Below are 20,010 nucleotides of genomic sequence, written 5' to 3'. Positions count from 1 at the left end.
CAATATTATGAGTAAATGTCATACATCTATGAAAAGGGCATGCAACTTCATCGCGACCGGGTGGGCGCTGCCCGGCTGCTCGCTGGCGAGGAAGCCGGCGCGATCGCGCCGGCTTCCTCAGGTCAGATGAAGAAAATCGGCCAGTTCGCGGGCGGCAGCGCCTCCTGCCCGGTTCGCACCGATGGTGGAAGCCGACGGTCCGTAGCCGACGAGATGGATGCGCGGGTCTTTTGCCACCTGAGTCGCCAGCCGACCGGTCATCAGGATACCGCCGTCAGCATTGCGCAGTTGCAGCGGCGCCAGGTGATCGAGCGCGCTTCTGAAGCCGGTGCTCCAGAGGATGACGTCGACGGCCAGTTCGCGCCCGTCGGACCAGCGCACGCCGTTTTCGGTCATTTCGGCAAACATCGGCTGGCGCTCGAGCGCGCCGCGTGCACGTGCGGCCATGATCGCAGGTGTCACCGGAATGCCCGTCACCGAGACGACCGAGCCCGGCGGCAGGCCGCGGCGAACCCGGTCCTCGACCATGGCTACGGCGGCGCGTCCAACCTCTGGCGTAAACGGTTCGTCGCGGAAGGCCGGCTCCTCCCGCGTTACCCACGTGGTCGATGTCACCTGCGATATTTCATCGAGCAGCTGGATGGCGGAGATGCCGCCGCCGACGACCAGCACATGCTGCCCCGCGAATTGCGCTGCCGACTGATAATCCTTCGTGTGCAGCTGGTGCCCCTTGAAGCGCTCCGCTCCCGGATAGGGCGGGATATAGGGGGCCTCCCAGGTGCCGGTCGCGTTGATGATGCCGCGGGCAGCATAAGCCCCGTCGTCCGTCTCGACCCTGAAGCGCTCGCCCCGGTCACACACGACCTTGACGGCCACCGCCCGGCGGACCGGCAGACCGAATGCCTTCTCATAGGCGCCGTAATACTGCGGCACGGCGACGGCCGCGTGAACCTCGCCCTTGCTGGTATCGACCGCTTCGGAAAATCTCATGCCGGGAAGATCGTGAATTCCGTTGACCGTATTCAAGGTCAGCGACGGCCAGCGAAACTGCCAGGCCCCGCCCGGCTGCGGCGACCGGTCGATGACGACATATTGCCTGTGAGGCGCCAGCCCGAGCCGGCCCAGGTGATAGGCCGAAGACAATCCCGCCTGCCCGGCGCCGATGACGACGATGTCGATCTTGCGGGCCACGCGCGCATGCGTTTCGACATCGACAGGCTGAGCCGCATCCGTCATGGTGCGGCCCGAAGCAAAAGCCTGTCAGTCCTTGCCAGATCATCCACGGCGGCGGCCCTATGCAATTGCCGCTGCGAAGATCGCCGCAAGTTTTTCGATGCCGATCTGGTCGTCGCGGTCGAAGCGTGCAGGCTCCGGGCTGTCGAGATCGATGACGCCGATCACCCGGCCGTCACGCCGCACCGGAACCACGAGTTCCGAGCGCGAGGCCGCATCGCAGGCGATGTGCCCCGGAAAGGCATGGACGTCTTCCACAAGGATCGAGCGGTCTTCCTTGACGGCCGTTCCGCAGACCCCGCGGCCGACGGCGATGCGCACACAGGCAGGCTTGCCCTGGAACGGTCCCAGCACGAGTTCGTCGTCGGTTTCGAGGAAATAAAACCCCGCCCAATTGAGGCTCGGCATGGTCTGGAACATCAGCGCCGACGTATTGGCCGCGTTGGCGATCAGGTTCGGCTCGCCATGAAGCAGCGATTCGAGCTGCTGGGCCAACTCCGCATAGAAAGCGCGCTTGTCGCCTGTGTCGATGGTGGCTGCCTGAAACATGATCTTATCCGCTCTAATGTTCGTATCGGCCGGCAATGTAGTGTCGCGCCCGTCCCATTGCCAATGGCCGCAACCTTGAGGCCATTGTCTCACGGCTGCTGCGAAGCGGCGACCTGCCTTTTGAGGCAGTCAATCATGGCTTGGGCTGCAAGCGACAGCGGTACGCCAGCCGCCGTCGCGACGCCGAAATCCTGGGTGAGGTGCGGCGAAAACGGACGGATCTCGATCGGTAGGTGCCGGTGCAGATTGGCAAAGAAGCTGCTGATGATCGCGACCCCAAGGCCGTAGGCCGCGTAGGCGCAGGCCGAGCTGTTGCTGTGGGTCTCGATCTTGACCTTTTGCGGCACGCCGGCCTTGCGGAAGATCTCGTCGAGCATGACCCGCGTCGGCCGGCGGCGGCCGATCAGGATCAAGGGCACGCCGCGCAGTTCCTTCGGCGTCACGGTTTCGTGCTGCGAAAGCGTGTGCCCCTTTTCCATGACGCAGACGCTGAGGCCGGTTGCGACCGGCTGCATTTCGAGACCGGCGCTCAGCTGCCCCTCATAACGCAGGAAGCCGAAATCGATGATGCGCTGCTCGACGAGGCGGGCGATCGCAACGGTCGTGTCGAAGAAGGTTTCGACGCGCACGCCGGGAAAATCCTTGGCATAGTCGGCGAGCATCGCCGGGGCGAAGGTCTCGGACATGCTGTTCGGCAGGCCGATGCGCACGACCTCTGGGCCGACTGCGCCGCTGCGCAGGTCCTGCGCCAGATTGGTGAACCGGTCGATGCCGAGCAAGATATGCTCCGCATCCTCGGCGAGCTTCATCGCCTCGGGCGTCGCAATCAGCCGGCCCTTGTCACGGGCAAAAAGCGTCAGCGACAGCTCTTCCTCGAGCTGCTGCAACAGCCGGCTGACGCCGGACTGGCTGAGCCCCATCGTCTTGGCGGCCGCAATCGTCGATCCGGTCGCCAACAGCGTGCGCAGCACTTCCAATTGTCGAAAATTCACGCCGCCCCCGGTCCGCTCGAACATCCGCTTGCTCTCCCCTCGTGTTTACGGGAAGGCGATGCTTCAAGGAAGGGGTCGGCAAGGTGCGGGGAAATCCGTGACGGATACCCGCCGGGAACGAGGAGCGCGCACGCGCGCTCCTCTGAGGTCACCGGTCTCACGCGCTGGCGTGGACCGGATGGTTGAAGCGGTCGGCGAAGATCTCGATCGAGCCGCGACCGAAGCTGCGCAGCTGCCGCCGCGTCAGCACCGACATGACACGCGCGGCCGTCGAGACGGTCATGGCGTCGAGCGGCCCTTCACCGCTCCACGGCTTGTTCAGTCGGTCGGTTACGATGCCGATGAGGTTTGCCGGCATGATGTCGCTGCAAGGTTTCATCCAGTCGAAGACCTCGCTGATGGGAATGCGCTTGCCTTCGAACGCAACGATGGGCTCGGGCATGTTGGCGCCCCAGTCATCATAGGCCTCCAGAGCATCACGAAACAGGTTCTGCAGCGTGATGGAGGCGTGCCCTTCATGGAGAGCAGGCAGGAAATTCGTCATTTGTGTCTCCTTCAGTGGTTAAGGCCGGGAAACGCGAATGGCCAATTCTGTCAGCATATGTTTGTGTTCGTGCCGGGTGGCCGATACTCTGGGGCCACACGACGGGTCAAACTGCAGGCGATGAGGCAAATGCACAAATCGGGCGATGGTTCCCTGAGCCGCAGTCAATTTTGGCGGGAAATCGGTGAGCATACACGCCGCCGAGCATCACCAGGGTCCTCTTCCCTGGCCTTCCCCCGAATCGATCTTACCCATCCCGACCCGAAGGTAAACACCAAGTCGCCATCAAGGCCGAAACGAAATACTCAAATCGATAATTTCTATAGAATATACTATCTTACCCGATCAGGCCAGATAATTCACTGATATGCACCTCAATCGACAGGGAGCAGTCACATGGGAACGATCTCGCGGCTTTCCGAGAAAACTAGAGCCCCGGCGCACCGGATCGAAAGCGAAGAGGAAGCGCTGTCGATCGCGCGTGAGCTGGCGGCGGAATTTGCAGGGAGTGCCAACGAGCGGGACACGGATCGCATTCTGCCCTTCGACGAGCTCGATGCGCTCGCCCAATCCGGCCTGCTGGCGATCACCGTGCCGCCGGAGTATGACGGCATAGACGTCTCCAATGCCGTTCTTGCCGAAGTCACCGCCATCCTTTCGGAAGCGGATTCCTCGATCGGCCAGATCCCGCAGAACCATTTCTACATTCTCGAGGCGCTGCGCACCGATGGCACCGAGGAGCAAAAGGCCTTTTTCTTCGGCCGGGCGCTTGCCGGCGACCGTTTCGGCAACGCCCTTTCGGAGCGTGGCACGAAAACCGTCGGCGACTATGAGACCCGGCTTTCCTCCGACGGCCCCGGCTTCCGTCTGAACGGGCGCAAATATTATTCGACCGGCGTGTTGTTTGCCGAATGGATCGTCATCTTCGCCCTTGATCCGAACGACAAGCTGACCATGGCCTTCGTGCCGCGCGGCGCGGAGGGCTTGCAGATCATCGACGACTGGGACGGCTTCGGCCAGCGCACGACCGGCAGCGGCACGACCGTGCTGCAGAACGTCTATGTGGCCGCCGATGCGGTGGTGCGCCATCACCGCGGCTTCGAAAGGCCGACGACGATCGGTAGCGTCGGCCAGATCATCCATGCCGGCATCGATCTCGGCATTGCCCGGGCAGCCTTTGCCGAAACCCTCGACTTTGTCCGCAATCATGCGCGCCCCTGGATGGACAGTGGCGCCGAACGGGCGGCCGACGATCCGTTGACGATCGCCCGCATCGGCCAGCTTGCCATCCGCCTGGAGGCGGCAACGGCCACGCTGGAGCGTGCCGGCAAAAAGGTCGACGTCGCCCAGATCAACGGTACCGAGGAAAGCGTGATCGAAGCGACGCTTGCCGTTGCCGCGGCAAAGGTCCTGACGACCGAAATCGCCTTGGAAGCGAGCAACACGCTCTTCGAACTCGCCGGCACCGCATCGACGAAGATCGGCCTCAACCTCGACCGCCATTGGCGAAACGCCCGCACCCACACGCTGCACGACCCGGTGCGCTGGAAGCATCACGTTGTCGGCAACTACCACCTGAACGGCATCAAGCCGCCGAAGAACGGCGCACTCTGAGCCCATCGACCGCGCGCGATCGTCCCGAGGCGTGACCGGCGCTTTGGGCAACGCCCAACCTTGCCCGAAGGAGAGCCCCATGAGCCGCGAAATCCGGCTGAATGCCTTTGACATGAACTGCGTCGGCCACCAGTCGCCAGGGCTCTGGACCCATCCGCGCGACCAGTCCTGGCGCTACAAGGATCTCGATTACTGGGTGCATCTGGCAAAAACGCTCGAGCGCGGCAAGTTCGACGGCCTGTTCATCGCCGACGTGCTGGGCGTCTATGACGTGCTGAACGGCAATGCGGATGCAGCCCTTCGGCATTCGGCCCAGGTCCCGGTCAACGACCCGCTGCAACTGGTGCCGACCATGGCCTACGAGACCGAGCATCTCGGCTTCGGGCTGACGGCGTCGCTCTCCTTCGAGCATCCCTATACCTTCGCCCGCCGCATCTCGACGCTCGACCATCTGACCCGGGGGCGTGTCGGCTGGAACATCGTCACCTCCTACCTCAACAGCGGCGCGCTCAACATCGGCCAGGCGCAGCAGGCGCGCCACGACGACCGCTATGATCTCGCCGAGGAATATCTGGAGGTCTGCTACAAGCTCTGGGAAGGAAGCTGGGAGGACGGCGCCGTCGTGCGCGATCGGGCAAGCGGTATCTTCACCCATCCGGAAAAGGTGCATCCGATCAACCATCACGGCCGCCACTTCACGGTTCCCGGCATTCACCTGAGCGAACCGTCGCCGCAGCGCACGCCCGTGCTCTACCAGGCCGGCTCTTCGAGCCGCGGCAAGGACTTTGCCGGGGCGCACGCCGAATGCATCTTCGTCGCCGCGCCATCCAAAACCGTATTGAAGCGCTATGTCGCCAATGTCCGCGAGGCAGCCGCGCGCGCCGGCCGCAACCCACGCGAAATCCTCGCCTTCAATCTGCAGACGGTGATCCTCGGCGAAACCGACGCGGAGGCGAAGAAGAAGTTCGACGAATACCGCAGCCACGTGTCCTACGAGGGTGCCCTGGCGCTGATCTCCGGCTGGACAGGCATCGATTTCGGCCAGTTCGCCCCGGACGAGCCGCTTCGCCACCGTTACACCAACGCGGTGCAATCGGCCGTCGAGACCTTTACGACCATCGACCCGGATCGGGTGTGGACCGTGCGCGAAATGGCCGACTGGGTGGGTATCGGCGGCTTCGGCCCCGTCTTCGTCGGCTCGCCCTCGACGGTCGCCGATCTCCTGCAGGAATGGGTCGAGGACACCGATGTCGACGGCTTCAACCTTGCCTATGCCATCACGCCCGGGACCTTCGAAGACGCCGTCGACCTGCTGGTGCCGGAACTGCAAAGACGCGGCGTCTACAAGACCGGCTACCGCGAAGGCACGCTCCGCGAAAAGCTCTTCGGCGCCGGTCCGAGGCTTGCAGCGCCGCATCCGGGCGCCGGCTATCGCGACCTCGCCGGCCAGCGGCAGACGATCGCGGCCTCCGCTTAAGCGAAGACATCAAAGAAACGCCGCCGGAACCTTTGTTCAGGCGGCGTTTTTCCACGCACAGTCACCCTGTGCGTCAGGTTCAGCTGTAAAGGCTTATCGGCGGGATCCGACCGTTGAGCGCAAAGTCGCCGACCTCGCGCGCCTTGTAGGCGACCGGGTCATGCAGCGTGTGGGTGCGGACATTGCGCCAGTAGCGGTCGAAGCGATAGTGCCCAGCCGTGGCGCGCGCGCCCATCAATTCGAACACCCTTGCCGTCACGTCGAGCGCCACGTGGGTGGAATGCACCTTGGCCGCATAGGCCTCGATCGCCGCCGCGCCCCGCGCCTCGGCCGTTACCGAGCTGCCCTCGGACAAGGCCGCTTCGACCGCTGCCGCAGCCGCATCAGCCAGCGCGACCGACGCCTTCAGGTTCGTCTGGAGCTCGCCGATCGCCTCAAGGATATAGGGGTCGTCGCCGGCACGCTCGACGCCGGACGTCACCCAGGGACGCGTTGTGCTGCGGACGTAGTCGAGCGCTGCTGCCAGCGCCCCCTGCGCCGTGCCGAGATAGAAATTGACGAAGACGAGCTGGATCAGCGGCGTGTTGAAGGTCGCTTGCACCGGTGGCGGATCTAAGGGTTCGGCAAGCGCCTGGATGAAGTCTCGCCCATAAACCGGAAAGTCGCGGAACTCGACGCTGCCGCTGTCCGACAGGCGCTGGCCGATATTGTCCCAGTCGTCGTTCGCGATATAGCCGGGACGGTCGGTGGGCACGACGAAATTGGCGATCTTGCCGTCGAGCGTGGCATTGACGTTGATGCGGTCGGAGACATGCGCGCCGGTCGAAAACGTCTTGCGGCCGTTCAAGACGTAGTGCGCGCCGCGCCGCTCGAGCGTCAGGCCGGGGTCGCGCGGGTTGACGGCTGCACCCCAGTAGAGCTGCCGCTCGACCGTTTCGGCGCCCAGCACCCAGGCTTGCCGGGGATCGGCGGCGGCCCAATAGACGTATTGGCTGTTGACGTAGTGGTAGCCCAGCAATTGCCCGATCGAGCTTTCGCCGCGCGCGACGATGCGCACCAGCCGCAGCCCGTCGATCCAGCTCAAGCCGGCCCCACCGATCTCCGGCGAATGCAACGCCGTCAACAGACCAGCCTGGCGGAGCGCCTCGATCTCCTCGCGCGGCGGCGCGCCCACCCGGTCGAGTTCGGCGCCCCGACGGGCAAGATCGGTTGACAGCGCCTCGGCACGGGCAAAAAGCTCCCGTCGCCTTTCGTCATGTTCGGCGTTCACCGGCGCCGGTTCTCTGAGGAAGTGTACGTTGCTCATCCGCCTCTCCTTGGTTGAGGCGTAATAATGAACTTATTCTATAGACAATGACAGCAAATGGATTTTGACTTGGGCGGAAGCCCGAGAAAGTCTTACCTGTCACCCGGTGCCGCCCACGCGCCGGCGGGAAACGGGGCCATCGCGCTCAGGCACTATTCCGGGAAATGCGATAGACGCTGGCAGGCGGCAGGTTGAGCGGCACCCAGCGCCGAAAGGAGGCCTTGAGCCCAAGCTCGCGCAGAACCTGGAGCGAGATCGGGCATCGCGGTCCATAGGTGAACTGGAACAGGCTTCCATCCTCGGCAAGGTGATGAAAGACCGAGGCGAGGATCGCCCGCACGGTCTGCGCCGGCATGGACAGAAGTGGCAGGCCGCTGATCGCCGCCCCGACGGACTTCACCGCCGGCAGGGCCAGGTGCTGGGCGTCGCCCTCGATCAGCGTCGCGCTCGGGAACCGCTCCCGCAACAGCATGGCGAAAGCCGGATTGCGCTCCACCAGGATGAGATTGTCCTCGTAAACGCCGTTGCGAAGCAGTGCCCGCGTGAAGGCTCCGGTGCCAGGCCCAAGTTCGAGCACATTGCCGGAGAGCGGTCCGATCTCGGTGGTCATGGCGACCGCCAGCCGTCTGCTCGAAGGCGCGATCGCCGCGACCTCCAGCGGTCTCGCCGCCCAGGATCTGAGGAAGAGCAGGAAATCCGATGCCGTTTTCTGTTTGGTCAAGTCGCGCCTCCGTTGTTGCAACGGTGCCTGGTATCGCTCCTTGTCGGATGCCGCGCATTAACCCGGGTTAAGCCTGGTGTCGGCCTCCGCCCGCACTCGCTTGGCGATGCGGCTGAGGCCGACCGGGGTGATGCCGAGATAGCCGGCGAGGTCCTTCTGCGGCACCCGTGCGACCACCTCCGGTTCCTCGACGAGCAGTGCGCGATAGCGCTCCTCGGGATCAAGCGTCAGGAACTGGCGTTCACGGCGCTCCTTGCGCTCGGCAAGCATCATCAGCGCACTTCGGATCATCCGCGACCAGCCAAGGTCGGTGTCGGCCAGCGCCTGCAGCGTCACGAACGGAATTCTCTCGAGGCGGCTCTCCTCGACCGCAATTGCCGAAAAGCTCGCCCGCCCGGCGGGCACCAGCGCCGAGAGGCTCGCAAAGAACCGCCCTTCGATGGCGAAGGACTTGATCCACTCCTCGCCATTGGCACGCAGATAGGTGAGCTTCACCAGGCCGCGCTCGATCACATAGACATAGGGATGCGGCTCATCCTGATGGAAGACCGTTTCGCCAGCCCTCACGCTGCGCACCTGCATCGCCTCGGCCAGGCGCTCCGCCTGCGCCAGCGGATGCCGGGCGATGCGCTCGAACAGCGAAATCGCAGCGCCCTCTGCGCGCTTAACTTCGGTTAATGCCATCCCCGTCCTCCCGTTGCAGATTCGACTGCGCAACAACGGGAAATAGATCACATGGCACGCTACGTCGTCACCGGGGCAAGCTCGGGAATCGGCAGGGAGATCGCACTGCAACTGGCCGCGAGAGGGCACGATGTCTTAGCACTTGGCCGCGACCGGGAGCGACTGGAGGACTTGACGCTGCGAAACCGGAGGATCGAAACGCGGGTGCTCGATCTCTGCGATCGGGCCGCAACCATCGCCTGCGGAGCCAAGATGGCGGGCGATCCGATCGACGGTCTCATCAACAACGCGGCCATCCAGCACAATGTCCGGTTCGACGACCCGCATTACGACGCCGGACAAATCGCGGACGAAGTCGATACCAATCTCGTCGCGCCGATGCTGTTGTCGCGGCTGCTTCTGCCGAAGACGCCCGGGCGCCCCTTCGTCATCGTCAATGTCGGCTCAGCACTCGCCCGTTATCCGAAAACGACGGCGGCGGTCTACAGCGCCACCAAGGCGGGGCTGCGCATGTTTTCGGAAGCACTTTCCGTCCAGCACCAGGCAGGCGCAGTCAAAGTGGTTGATGTGGTGCTGCCGCTCGTCGATACCCCGATGACATCAGGGCGGGGAAAGGACAAGGTCAGCGCGGCCTATGCGGCGAAGGAAATCCTGCGTGCGCTCGAGCCGGGCGCAACCCGCATCCATGTCGGCAAGGCGCGATTGCTGCGCCTGCTCGAAATCATAGCGCCGCCTGCAGCCGCCGCGATCATCAGAAAGCTGTGACGCTGCAGTTCTCAAGCGGCATCTTGCGATCGCAGGCCCCACAGCGGGCCTTTGCGTGAAGGTTAGCCAGCCTCCGCGTCCCTCAAGGCGACGATCTCGGACGCGTTGTCGTTGGCGGCGAACTGCTCCAACGTCATGTTGTCGAGGATCGAGGCGATCGCGTCGCGAACGTTGCTCATCGACTTGCGCACATGACAGTTGACCGGATCGGCACAGTCGTCGCAGGCCTCGAACGCGGTGCGGCTGGCGCAGCGGATCGGTGCCAGGGGACCGTCGAGCGTGCGGATGACCTGGCCGATGCGGATGTCGGAGGCTGGCCGGGAGAGCGAATAGCCGCCGCCCGGGCCCTTCTTCGAGCGCAGGATGCCGGCATTGCGCAGTTCGAGCAGGATCGCGTCCAGGAACTTTTTCGGAATATTGTTCCGCGTGGCGATCTCGGTGATGAAGGCGGTCTCTCCGGGCTCCAGTTGAGCCAGGTCGACAAGGGCCTTGAGCCCGTATTTTCCTTTTTTGGTCAACATGTCACTTCACTTTCCTGAACAAGGAAAGCCGCCACAACGCCCCTTCCCGCGGCATTTACCGGGGGTAACGGGTTGTGACGGCCGCACTCTTTCGCTTAGGATGTCCTACACCCAAACTGCACCATTCTCAATAAAATACGTCAGTTACTGCATAGATTTAGTGATTTTAGAAGGCGCTTTTATGGCAGGGGGAGAACTTCCGCTCCCTTGAGAAGGTGGCTTTGCCTCAAGAGCCAGCAGTCGCTTGCCTCGGACGCCGCGAAACCCGACGCCGGAGCACCGCAGGTGTAACTGTTCAGGATGCGATCACACCGTCAGATGGCGGCGCGCCTCTGATGTGTCCAGCGTTTCGGCTGCGCCCTCGTGGACCACAGCGCCCCGATCGAGGATGTAGACGTGGTCGGCGAGTTCGCGACAGAAATCGAGATACTGCTCGACCAAGAGGATCGCCATGCCGGTCGAATCCCTGAGATAGCGGATAGCCCGGCCGATATCCTTGATGATCGAGGGCTGGATGCCTTCGGTCGGCTCGTCGAGCACAAGGATCTTCGGTCGCGTCACCAGCGCTCGGCCGATCGCCAGTTGCTGCTGCTGACCGCCGGAGAGGTCGCCGCCACGGCGACCAAGCATCGAGCGCAACACCGGAAAGAGGTTGAAGACGTCCTCGGGTATCGAGCGGTCGCCGCGCTTCAGGGGCGCATAGCCGGTCTCCAGGTTCTCCTTGACCGTCAGCAGCGGGAAGATTTCACGCCCCTGGGGGACGTAGCCGATGCCTTCTTTTGCCCGCCGATAGGGCGCCATGCCGGCGAGTGCTGCGCCGTTGAAGTCGATCGCGCCGGCGCTGACCGGATGCTGACCGGTGATCGCCCGAAGCAGGCTCGACTTGCCGACGCCATTGCGCCCGAGCACGCAGGTGATCTTGCCCATCTCGGCCGTGATCGACACGTTTCGCAGCGCCTGCGCGGCGCCGTAGTGAAGATTGACGTTTTCGACGCTGAGCATGGCGCGCCCTCCTTTTGGATTTTCGGTGTGGGTCATCACCGGCCAAGGTAGTTCTCGATCACCTTCGGATCGCTGCTGACAAAGTCGATCGAGCCTTCCGCCAGCACCGCCCCTTCAGCAAGGCAGGTGACCTTGACGCCGAGTTCACGGATGAAGCCCATGTCGTGCTCGACAACCACGACCGATCGGGTCTTGGCGATCTCCTTCAGCAGGATGGCTGTCTCGGCAGTTTCCGCGTCGGTCATGCCGGCGACCGGTTCGTCGACCAGCAGCAGTTCCGGCTCCTGGGCAAGCAGCATGCCGATCTCCAGCCATTGCTTCTGCCCGTGCGAAAGGTTGGCGGCGAGATCGCTGCTGCGCGACGACATGCGGATGGTCGCAAGGATCTCCTCGATCCGAGCCTTGTCCTCTGCCGTCAGTCGGTAAAAGAGTGTCGGAAACACGCCGCGCTTGCGGTTGAGCGCCAGCTCGAGATTGTCCCAGACCGTGTGGCTTTCAAACACCGTCGGCTTCTGGAATTTGCGGCCGATGCCGAGCGAAGCGATCTCCGCCTCGTCCTTCTTCGTGAGATCGATCTCGCCCTTGAAGAACACCTGCCCCTCGTCCGGCCGCGTCTTGCCGGTGATGATGTCCATCATCGTCGTCTTGCCGGCGCCGTTCGGGCCGATGATCGCTCGTAGCTCGCCGGGTTCGATGACGAAGGAGAGCGCATTCAACGCCTTGAAGCCGTCGAAGGAGACGGAGACGCCGTCGAGATAGAGAAGGCTGGTCGGCTTGGTCTGCCCGATTGTCTGGTTCATGTCGTTACTCCGCCGCCATGGGTTCAACGGCCAGATTGTCCGGTGTTTCAGCCGCCCGCGTCTGACGCTCCGCACGCCGGCGGGCGAAGTACGCGCCAGCCGTTCCGACGACGCCCTTCGGCAGGAACAGGGTGACGAGCACGAAGAGGCCGCCAAGCGCAAAGAGCCAGAATTCCGGGAACGCTGCGGTGAAGATGCTCTTGCCGCCATTGACGAGAATGGCGCCGACGATCGGGCCAATCAGCGTGCCGCGCCCGCCGACCGCCGTCCAGATCACCACTTCGATCGAATTGCCGGGCTCGAACTCGCCGGGATTGATGATGCCGACCTGGGGCACATAGAGCGCGCCGGCAATGCCGGCCATCATCGCCGATAGGGTGAAGGCAAAGAGCTTGATGTGCTCGACGCGGTAGCCGAGGAAGCGCGTCCGGCTTTCCGCGTCGCGGACTGCCACGAGCACCTTGCCGTACTTGGAACGTACGATCGCCGACGTCAGGATCAGGCAGAGCGCCAGCATCAGCGCCGAGGCAGCGAACAAGGCGGCGCGCGTGCCGTTAGCCTGGATGTTGAAGCCGAGGATGTCCTTGAAGTCGGTGAGGCCGTTGTTGCCGCCGAAGCCCATGTCGTTGCGGAAGAACGCAAGCAGCAGTGCGTAGGTCATCGCCTGAGTGATGATCGAGAGATAGACGCCGTTGACCCGCGAGCGGAAGGCGAACCAGCCGAAGACGAAGGCGAGCAGCCCCGGGACAAGGACCACCATGAGCGCGGCAAACCAGAACATGTCGAAGCCATGCCAGAACCACGGCAGCTCCTTCCAGTTGAGGAACACCATGAAATCCGGCAGCAGCGGGTTGCCGTAGGAGCCGCGCGCCCCGATCTGGCGCATCAGGTACATGCCCATGGCGTAACCGCCGAGCGCGAAGAAAGCCGCATGCCCGAGAGAAAGGATGCCGCAGAAACCCCAGACGAGATCGAGCGCCAGCGCCAGCAGCGCATAGGTCAGGTACTTGCCGAACAGCGACACAAGATAGGTCGGCACGTGCAGTGGATGATCGGGCGCGGTCAAAAGGTTGAGCGCCGGGACAAGCATCGCGAGGCCGACAAGGATCGCAACGGCGATCAGAATGCTGCGGTCGAACGACCGCATCAGAAATGACGTGATCATGCTTCCACCGCCCTTCCCTTGAGTGCGAAGAGGCCGCGCGGTTTCTTCTGGATGAAGAGGATGATCAGCACCAGCACGAGGATTTTGCCGAGCACCGCGCCGGCATAGGGTTCCAGGAACTTGTTGAGGATGCCGAGCGAGAAGGCGCCGACGAGCGTCCCCCAGAGATTGCCGACGCCGCCGAAGACGACGACCATGAAGCTGTCGATGATGTAGCCCTGGCCGAGATTGGGCGAGACGTTGTCGATCTGCGAGAGCGCCACGCCCGCCATGCCGGCGATGCCGGAGCCGAGCGCGAAGGTGAGCGCGTCCACCCAGGGGGTGCGGATGCCCATCGACGACGCCATGCGCCGGTTCTGGGTTACGGCCCGCATCTTAAGGCCCATCGACGTCCTCTTGAGCAGGAACAGCAGCGCCGCAAATACCGCCAGCGCGAAAACGATGATCCACAGGCGGTTCCAGGTGATGGTCAGCCCGCCAAACTCGAAGGCGCCGGACATCCACGAGGGATTGCCGACCTCTCGATTGGTCGGCCCGAAGATCGAGCGCACCGCCTGCTGCAGGATCAGCGAGATGCCCCAGGTGGCAAGCAGCGTTTCGAGCGGTCGCCCGTAGAGAAAGCGGATGACGCCGCGCTCGATTGCAAGGCCAACCGCGCCGGTCACGAGAAAGGCGAGCGGCAGCGCGATCGCCAGCGACCAGTCGAAGAGGTCAGGATAGGAATTGCGCACCACCTCCTGCACCAGGAAGGTCGTGTAGGCGCCGAGCATGACCATCTCGCCATGGGCCATGTTGATGATGCCCATGACGCCGAAGGTGATGGCAAGGCCGATCGCCGCCAGCAAGAGGACCGAGCCGAGCGACAGGCCGTACCAAATGTTCTGGCCGGCGCTCCAGAAGGCCTGTGTCTGCTCGATCCGGGCGATCGCCGCCTCGATATCGGGTTTAAGGGAAGCATCGGCTGTGGCCAGAGCGGAGGTCAGAACGGCAAGGCCGTTTCGCCCGTTACCTTCGGCAAGCAGCGCGATCGCCTGACGCTTCTGATCGTCCGGGCGATCCGAGACGAGCAGCGTCACCGCGCGGGCCTCATCGAGAACCTTGCGCACGGTCCCGTCTTTCTCGGCCGCGATCGCCGTTTCGATCGCCTCGAGCGCATCGGCATTCGGCGTCTGCAGCATGGATTGCGCCGCCTTTATGCGCGCACTGGTATCGTCGCTGAAGAGCGTGAGACCTCCGAGCGCGCTGCGAACCGCGCGACGCACCGCATTGTTGACCTTGACCTTCTGCATCGCCGCCTTCGGTGCCGCTCCGGCGTCAGCCCCGGTCACGGGATCGACGAGCAGCAGGTCTGCGCCCTGCGCCTTGACCAGAAAGACCCTGCCGTCGGACTTGCGCTGATAAAGTTCCCCCTCGCCCAGCGCCTCAAGCACCGGAACGACCTTCGCGTCGCCGGTCTCGGCCAGCGCCGTTATGTGGTCGTCCATGTCGGAAAGCTTAGCGCTGCCCAGCTGATCGATCAGCGGGCCGAGGTCTTCGGCTGCGCGAGAACCGACCACATGGGCCGATATCACCAGACACAGCGCAACGAACAGGATCTGCAGAATTCGGTACATGGCCCCCTCATGCGGGTCCTGTCATGCGGCGCATGCACAAACCCGTCATAGCCCAAGCAAGCTCCCTTCGCTCGTGCGCGCCGCCGAACGAAGGGCATGCTTGCCTCAAGTTTTCGTCATGCAATCACTGTCCGGGTGGCACGCCGCCCGGTCTATGACTAGGTGATGAAATCAGGAGCCCTTGCCGCCGCACTTGCCGGTGGCGACGTTGAAGTTGCCGCAGGACATCGGCGCGCGCCAATCGGAGATCAGGTCTTTGGAGTCCGGCAGATAATCGGACCATTCGTCGCCGACGACGAGGCCGGGTGTTTCCCAGACGGTCTCGAACTGGCCGTCGCCCTGGATCTCGCCGATCAGCACCGGCTTGGTAATGTGGTGGTTCGGCATCATCGTCGAGTAGCCGCCCGAAAGATTGGGGACGGAGACGCCGATCATCGCGTCGAGAACGGCGTCCGTATCGGTCGTGCCGGCCTTTTCGACCGCCTTCAGCCACATGTTGAAGCCGATGTAATGCGCTTCCATCGGATCGTTTGTCACGCGCTTGTCGTTCTTGGTATAGGCCTTCCAGGTCTTGATGAACTCGGCATTGGCGGGTGTGTCGACCGACTGGAAATAGTTCCAGGCTGCCAGATGCCCCACGAGCGGCGTGGTATCGAGCCCGGCGAGTTCCTCTTCGCCGACCGAGAAGGCGACGACCGGAATATCCTCCGCCTTGACGCCCTGGTTCGCCAGTTCCTTGTAGAACGGCACGTTGGCGTCGCCATTGATGGTCGAGACCACGGCGGTCTTCTTGCCGGCCGAGCCGAACTTCTTGATGTCAGAAACGATGGTCTGCCAATCGGAATGACCGAAGGGCGTGTAGTTGATCATGATGTCCTCGGGCTTCACGCCCTTGGAGATCAGATAAGCTTCGAGGATCTTGTTGGTCGTGCGCGGATAGACATAGTCGGTGCCCGCGAGCACCCAACGCTCGACGCTCTCGTTTTCCATCAGATAGTCGACGGCCGGGATCGCCTGCTGGTTCGGCGCCGCCCCGGTGTAGAAGACGTTGCGCTGGCTTTCCTCGCCCTCATACTGGACGGGATAGAAAAGGATCGAGTTCAACTCCTCGAACACCGGCAGAACCGACTTGCGCGATACCGAGGTCCAGCAGCCGAAGACCGCCGAGACCTTGTCGACCGAGACCAGTTCGCGCGCCTTTTCAGCAAAGAGCGGCCAGTCGGACGCGGGATCGACGACGACGGCCTCGAGCTTCTTGCCGAGCAGGCCGCCCTTCTTGTTCTGCTCGTCGATCAGCATCAGCATGGCGTCCTTCAGCGTCGTCTCGGAGATCGCCATGGTGCCGGAAAGCGAATGCAGGATGCCGACCTTGATCGTGTCGTCAGCGGCGAAAGCGCTGCTGAAAGCCGTCGTCGACAGGATGGCGGCCAGGAATGCGCCGGTCACGCTTGTCTTGATAGTCATCTGATGGAACCCCTCTCGTTCTGGAGCAACTGGCCCTTCGGTGCTTCTAGCCGCTGCTTAAGGGGATCATCGGACAGCCACGCTGCACTGCACATACGTCATTCTACGTAGGCGCCGGGGGCAAAGAGGAACGCGATTGATAACCTGGTCGCGGGCGGCTGCAGCGCAGCGATGGTATCTTTCTTGACCTTCCCATCGTTGGAAGCCCTAGAACCTAATCTGGCCGCAGGTCAGCGGGCTTGCGGCCACGCCACATATTCGACGCGAATCGACTGGTAGCAGAGCGGCTATCGCCGGCCGTCGACGCAGGGGGAATGCCGAAAGACATGACATCCTCACTTCATCCGCATTGGGATACGGCCCGGGAGAAGCGTTCGCTCACCCTGCGCTTCGTTGCTTTCGCAATCCTGCTGGCAAGTCTGCTGCTCGGCGGCAACGCGGGCGCGGAACGCATGCACGCGGTCGTCGTCGTCAGCTATCTCGCCATCAGCGTGGCGTCGGTGGCAACGGCGCGCTATCTGCCCGGCCGCTCCTGGCTGACGACCCTCTTCGTCGTTCTCGATGCGCTCTTGGTCGCGCTGCTGCTCTACGCCCATATTCTGGCCGGCCCGGTGACAGCGAACCACAATCTGACGACGACCAGCCTCGTCGTCGCCTTCATCCTGCTCGTCCATGTCGGACTCAAGCTGGAGCGACGCCTGGTCCTCCTCTTTTCCGCCATCGTGCTCATAGCCTGGGTGACGATGCTGGCGATGACGGCTGCAAGGCACGATGCCTCCGGACCGCTTTCGCTGCTCGGGGCATTCTTCAACCAGGATCTCGGCCTGACCGTGAGCTTCGGCTTCACCGCCTTTGCCATCTATCTTCTTGCGCGCGACCACGACCGGACGCGCAAGGAAGCCTTGAAGGCCGACCAGCGGCGACAAAATCTCTCGCGCTTCTTCTCGCCGCTAGTCGTTTCCGCCCTGCAGGAGAAAGGCGATGTGCTCGGGCTGGAGCGACGCAGCGCCGCGATCATGTTCGTGGACCTGCGTGATTTCACCCGTTTTGCCGAGGCGGCACCGGCGCCTGAGCTCGCCTTCGTGCTCGCCGAATATCGCCAACTCGTCTCGCAGACGATCTTCGAACACGGCGGCACCGTCGACAAATTCATCGGCGATGGGGTGATGGCGGTCTTCGGCCAGCCGAGACCGAAGGAAGACGACGCCGACAGGGCACTTGCCTGCGCGCTCGATCTCGTCGACATCCTCACGGATTGGAAGAACCACAACGCGTGCAACAACCACCCGGCCCTCGATGCCGGCATCGGCCTGCACTATGGCACGGTCGTCGGCGGCGTTCTCGACAGCGGCTGCCACAGCGAGTTCACCGTCATCGGCGACGCCGTCAACGTGGCCCAGCGCCTGGAATCCATGACCAAGACGCTGCAGGTGCCGCTCGTCGTCTCCGCTTCGTTGATGTGCCGGCTCCAAGCACCAGCACCGGAAGCCGCATGGGTATCGCACGAGGCGGTCGTGCTGCCAGGTCGTCGCCTTCCGGTCGACATCTGGTGTCTTCACCGGGAGACCGGCTCAGCCCACCCGAACGAGGATGAGCCTTCCGTCGCTCCGCAGTCGCTGACGATCACCGACCGCTGAAGCTAAGCTTGAAGCGCGTGGTGAAATCACCGCCCCACCACATGGGGAAGTTGGTGCCCCATTTGTTGTTGTGGATGTTGAAGCGGACACCGGCGGAATAGTCAGGCAGGTCCTTGCAGAAGGCCATGAACGGCCAGGACTGCGGCGCCACCAGCGGCGTGTCGAGGTTTTCGACCATCAGCTCGACGCCCGGTTCCGAGCGCCCCCTCACCGCCGTGACCGCCTGCAGCTGTGCACCGCCCGCGCGGGCGAAATTGTCGGTGGCGTGCCAGTGCCCCATCTTGCACACATCCCAGGCGGAACGTCCCTCGGGCGTGAACGACAGAAAGCTCGCTTCCGGCATACGGTTGGCGTTCTTGCCATAGAGGGACAGCCGGACATCGAGCCCGTCCTTGCCGGCGGAAAATTCGATGGCGATTTCGGCAGGCGCGCCCAATTGCTCCACCGCTTCTGCCGGCATGACTGCAAGGACGGATGTTGCGGTCGTGCCGCAACGCTTGGGCGCGTAGGCCTGCGAGCGCGCTTCCGCAACCTTCGCAAGCCCGGGCTTGTCGTGGTCGAGCACCGCCCAGTCCATCCAATGGGTAAGGTACGTATCCATGTGGCGGCGAACGTCGCCGGCGTCATAGCTTTCGTAGCGATAGGCGATCAGCGAACCGTTGGCGCCACGGACCGTCCGGCCGTCGGGCGCAGTCAGCGCGGAAACGTCGCCGGTTACCGGATCAAGCTCGATGATCCAGCCGCCGACATCGAGCCGCGTAGCAGCCTCGGTCGCCTCGGGCCGTGATGGAACGGCAATCTCGGCAAGGGCCGCCTCGGCGCGGACCGCATCCTCGCCGTCCAGCTCTGCAACCGCCTGGTCGAGATAGGCCCGCTGCTCCGCCCAGGACGCTTCGGTATAGTGGAAGCGAGGATCAGTCTTTCGCGCCGCCTCGAAGGCGGGGCGTGCCCAGGCCTTCTCGTCGCGCAGGAAGGATTTGATGTCGACGCCGCAGGTGTGTTCGGCGACCAGCGCCAGCTTGCGGCCGAAGGCCTGGCGGCTTGTGGTCATCCGCTCGCCGGCAAATTGGTCGTAAAGCCGCTGCAGCGCCAGATAGCGGGCGATCTTTTCCGGATCGGTGCCGCTGCCGTGGATCCAGCTGTCGCCGAGTTCCTTTTCCACCACCGGGAAACGCTCGCGCGCCTCCCAAATAAGCTTGCCGTAGTCCTCCAGTGTCGCCGCGCGCACGGCGGCACCTGGCTCGTGTTTCAGGATCTCGCGATAGGCTTCGGCCGTCTGCGACACGCTCTGCGGGCCGATGTTGTCGCTGGTATGGGCGAAGCTCAAGCCGTCGGAGAGACCCTCGGGGAAATAGGTCTCGCCATAGGAGCGCTGGTACATGACGACGATTTCCTCGCCGCCCGCCGCTCGCCAGCGAAAAATATCCGGGATTTCCGGCGGCGGCGAAGCGGAGTTCACGCCGATATGCAGGAAGCGCACGCCGGCTTCGGCCAGCAGCGGCACCATGCCGAGCGTATGGCCGGGCACATCGGTCATCTTGGCGGCGATCGTCTTCAGACCGAAGCGATGGTCCAGCTCCTGCGCATAGGAAAGCCCCGCCTTGAAAAGATCCGGCGACATCAGCTCCGTATGGGTGGTGAAGGGCAGCGCGTGCCAGCGGATCAGGCCGCGCTCGATCGCCTGCTCAAGGCGGGCGACCTCTTCCTTCGAGCGAGAATTCAGGTGATCCCAGATCAGCCAGGCGCCCGTCGTCCAGACGAACAGCGGCTCGTGCGGGTTCTCGTTGTAGAAGTGCGCGCCGGTCTCGATCGCCTGCGGGATGAAGCGCTCGTGATACTGCTTTCGGATCTTCTCGGCGTGATCGGTAAAGCCGATGTCGAGATGGGTCTTGAAGACGACGTGGATGCGTTTTTCGGTCATGT

At 63.4% G+C, this 20,010-nt stretch carries 18 protein-coding genes; 4 read left to right on the top strand and 14 right to left on the bottom strand.

Features of this window, described 5'->3' with window-relative positions:
* Nucleotides 1-117: 117 nt before the first annotated feature.
* The 4 genes from IB263_RS15700 to IB263_RS15685 form a co-directional block, all read right to left on the bottom strand.
* On the bottom strand, nt 118-1,236 hold the full coding sequence (locus tag IB263_RS15700) for an NAD(P)-binding domain-containing protein (protein WP_051659710.1): 1,119 nt from the start codon (nt 1,234-1,236) through the stop codon (nt 118-120).
* 57 nt (nt 1,237-1,293) lie between these two features.
* Nucleotides 1,294-1,782 carry a GAF domain-containing protein gene (locus tag IB263_RS15695; protein WP_034805770.1) on the bottom strand — a complete coding sequence of 163 codons (489 nt, stop codon included), beginning with the start codon at nt 1,780-1,782 and terminating at the stop codon, nt 1,294-1,296.
* Nucleotides 1,783-1,871: 89 nt separating this feature from the next.
* Nucleotides 1,872-2,774, bottom strand: a complete 903-nt coding sequence (locus IB263_RS15690; protein ID WP_034805970.1) for a LysR family transcriptional regulator — start codon at nt 2,772-2,774, stop codon at nt 1,872-1,874.
* Nucleotides 2,775-2,931: 157 nt separating this feature from the next.
* A complete protein-coding gene (locus tag IB263_RS15685) occupies nt 2,932-3,318 on the bottom strand; it encodes a hypothetical protein (protein WP_034805768.1) in 387 nt (128 codons plus the stop codon).
* 396 nt (nt 3,319-3,714) lie between these two features.
* Between IB263_RS15685 and IB263_RS15680 the strand changes: the two genes are divergently transcribed.
* A complete protein-coding gene (locus IB263_RS15680; protein ID WP_034805765.1) occupies nt 3,715-4,932 on the top strand; it encodes an SfnB family sulfur acquisition oxidoreductase in 1,218 nt (405 codons plus the stop codon).
* 79 nt (nt 4,933-5,011) lie between these two features.
* A complete protein-coding gene (locus IB263_RS15675; protein ID WP_034805763.1) occupies nt 5,012-6,409 on the top strand; it encodes an LLM class flavin-dependent oxidoreductase in 1,398 nt (465 codons plus the stop codon).
* Between the two features lie 79 nt (nt 6,410-6,488).
* Here the strand turns inward: IB263_RS15675 and IB263_RS15670 are convergent, their stop codons facing one another.
* From IB263_RS15670 to IB263_RS15660, 3 genes are all read right to left on the bottom strand, one after another.
* Entirely contained in the window at nt 6,489-7,715 is a 1,227-nt protein-coding gene (locus IB263_RS15670; RefSeq protein WP_051659709.1) for an acyl-CoA dehydrogenase family protein, read from the bottom strand.
* 145 nt (nt 7,716-7,860) lie between these two features.
* Nucleotides 7,861-8,436, bottom strand: a complete 576-nt coding sequence (locus tag IB263_RS15665) for a class I SAM-dependent methyltransferase (protein ID WP_034805750.1) — start codon at nt 8,434-8,436, stop codon at nt 7,861-7,863.
* 57 nt (nt 8,437-8,493) lie between these two features.
* On the bottom strand, nt 8,494-9,120 hold the full coding sequence (locus tag IB263_RS15660) for a Crp/Fnr family transcriptional regulator (protein WP_051659708.1): 627 nt from the start codon (nt 9,118-9,120) through the stop codon (nt 8,494-8,496).
* 51 nt (nt 9,121-9,171) lie between these two features.
* Here IB263_RS15660 and IB263_RS15655 point away from each other — a divergent pair, with 51 nt between their 5' ends.
* A complete protein-coding gene (locus tag IB263_RS15655) occupies nt 9,172-9,885 on the top strand; it encodes an SDR family NAD(P)-dependent oxidoreductase (RefSeq protein WP_192438683.1) in 714 nt (237 codons plus the stop codon).
* Nucleotides 9,886-9,947: 62 nt separating this feature from the next.
* On the opposite strand, the gene IB263_RS15650 is transcribed toward IB263_RS15655, so the two are convergent.
* The 6 genes from IB263_RS15650 to urtA all read right to left on the bottom strand — a co-directional run bounded on the left by IB263_RS15650 (nt 9,948) and on the right by urtA (nt 16,450).
* Nucleotides 9,948-10,406, bottom strand: a complete 459-nt coding sequence (locus IB263_RS15650; protein ID WP_029742909.1) for an Rrf2 family transcriptional regulator — start codon at nt 10,404-10,406, stop codon at nt 9,948-9,950.
* Nucleotides 10,407-10,712: 306 nt separating this feature from the next.
* Nucleotides 10,713-11,408 (bottom strand): urea ABC transporter ATP-binding subunit UrtE, encoded by a 696-nt coding sequence (urtE, locus tag IB263_RS15645; protein WP_029742910.1) that lies wholly within the window; start codon nt 11,406-11,408, stop codon nt 10,713-10,715.
* A 35-nt stretch (nt 11,409-11,443) separates the two neighbouring features.
* On the bottom strand, nt 11,444-12,208 hold the full coding sequence (gene urtD, locus IB263_RS15640) for an urea ABC transporter ATP-binding protein UrtD (protein ID WP_029742911.1): 765 nt from the start codon (nt 12,206-12,208) through the stop codon (nt 11,444-11,446).
* A 4-nt stretch (nt 12,209-12,212) separates the two neighbouring features.
* A complete protein-coding gene (gene urtC, locus IB263_RS15635; protein WP_034805744.1) occupies nt 12,213-13,373 on the bottom strand; it encodes an urea ABC transporter permease subunit UrtC in 1,161 nt (386 codons plus the stop codon).
* Complete coding sequence (gene urtB, locus IB263_RS15630; protein WP_112985496.1) at nt 13,370-14,986, bottom strand: urea ABC transporter permease subunit UrtB; 1,617 nt, start codon at nt 14,984-14,986, stop codon at nt 13,370-13,372. The genes urtC and urtB overlap by 4 nt, the downstream gene beginning before the upstream one ends.
* Nucleotides 14,987-15,157: 171 nt before the next feature.
* Nucleotides 15,158-16,450, bottom strand: a complete 1,293-nt coding sequence (urtA, locus tag IB263_RS15625) for an urea ABC transporter substrate-binding protein (protein ID WP_029742795.1) — start codon at nt 16,448-16,450, stop codon at nt 15,158-15,160.
* Between the two features lie 326 nt (nt 16,451-16,776).
* On the opposite strand from urtA, the gene IB263_RS15620 reads away from it, so the two are divergent.
* A complete protein-coding gene (locus IB263_RS15620; protein WP_049810994.1) occupies nt 16,777-18,087 on the top strand; it encodes an adenylate/guanylate cyclase domain-containing protein in 1,311 nt (436 codons plus the stop codon).
* On the opposite strand, the gene IB263_RS15615 is transcribed toward IB263_RS15620, so the two are convergent.
* Nucleotides 18,074-20,008, bottom strand: a complete 1,935-nt coding sequence (locus IB263_RS15615) for a DUF5054 domain-containing protein (protein ID WP_029742797.1) — start codon at nt 20,006-20,008, stop codon at nt 18,074-18,076. The two genes, IB263_RS15620 and IB263_RS15615, sit on opposite strands and share 14 nt — an antisense overlap.
* Nucleotides 20,009-20,010: the final 2 nt, after the last annotated feature.

This window comes from Ensifer sp. ENS03 (assembly GCF_014852035.1).
Lineage (GTDB): Bacteria > Pseudomonadota > Alphaproteobacteria > Rhizobiales > Rhizobiaceae > Ensifer > Ensifer adhaerens.
Note: the sequence above shows the minus strand (reverse complement) of the source record. Positions and strands in the feature narration are given on the sequence as shown.

What these genes read in the sequence shown, in the direction of transcription:
- IB263_RS15700 (WP_051659710.1), bottom strand. Translation starts at nt 1,236, where the DNA reads ATGACGGATGCGGCTCAGCCTGTCGATGTCGAAACGCATGCGCGCGTG.
- IB263_RS15695 (WP_034805770.1), bottom strand. Translation starts at nt 1,782, where the DNA reads ATGTTTCAGGCAGCCACCATCGACACAGGCGACAAGCGCGCTTTCTAT.
- IB263_RS15685 (WP_034805768.1), bottom strand. Translation starts at nt 3,318, where the DNA reads ATGACGAATTTCCTGCCTGCTCTCCATGAAGGGCACGCCTCCATCACG.
- IB263_RS15680 (WP_034805765.1), top strand. Translation starts at nt 3,715, where the DNA reads ATGGGAACGATCTCGCGGCTTTCCGAGAAAACTAGAGCCCCGGCGCAC.
- IB263_RS15675 (WP_034805763.1), top strand. Translation starts at nt 5,012, where the DNA reads ATGAGCCGCGAAATCCGGCTGAATGCCTTTGACATGAACTGCGTCGGC.
- IB263_RS15670 (WP_051659709.1), bottom strand. Translation starts at nt 7,715, where the DNA reads ATGAGCAACGTACACTTCCTCAGAGAACCGGCGCCGGTGAACGCCGAA.
- IB263_RS15660 (WP_051659708.1), bottom strand. Translation starts at nt 9,120, where the DNA reads ATGGCATTAACCGAAGTTAAGCGCGCAGAGGGCGCTGCGATTTCGCTG.
- IB263_RS15655 (WP_192438683.1), top strand. Translation starts at nt 9,172, where the DNA reads ATGGCACGCTACGTCGTCACCGGGGCAAGCTCGGGAATCGGCAGGGAG.
- IB263_RS15650 (WP_029742909.1), bottom strand. Translation starts at nt 10,406, where the DNA reads ATGTTGACCAAAAAAGGAAAATACGGGCTCAAGGCCCTTGTCGACCTG.
- urtE (WP_029742910.1), bottom strand. Translation starts at nt 11,408, where the DNA reads ATGCTCAGCGTCGAAAACGTCAATCTTCACTACGGCGCCGCGCAGGCG.
- urtD (WP_029742911.1), bottom strand. Translation starts at nt 12,208, where the DNA reads ATGAACCAGACAATCGGGCAGACCAAGCCGACCAGCCTTCTCTATCTC.
- urtC (WP_034805744.1), bottom strand. Translation starts at nt 13,373, where the DNA reads ATGATCACGTCATTTCTGATGCGGTCGTTCGACCGCAGCATTCTGATC.
- urtB (WP_112985496.1), bottom strand. Translation starts at nt 14,986, where the DNA reads ATGTACCGAATTCTGCAGATCCTGTTCGTTGCGCTGTGTCTGGTGATA.
- urtA (WP_029742795.1), bottom strand. Translation starts at nt 16,450, where the DNA reads ATGACTATCAAGACAAGCGTGACCGGCGCATTCCTGGCCGCCATCCTG.
- IB263_RS15620 (WP_049810994.1), top strand. Translation starts at nt 16,777, where the DNA reads ATGACATCCTCACTTCATCCGCATTGGGATACGGCCCGGGAGAAGCGT.
- IB263_RS15615 (WP_029742797.1), bottom strand. Translation starts at nt 20,008, where the DNA reads ATGACCGAAAAACGCATCCACGTCGTCTTCAAGACCCATCTCGACATC.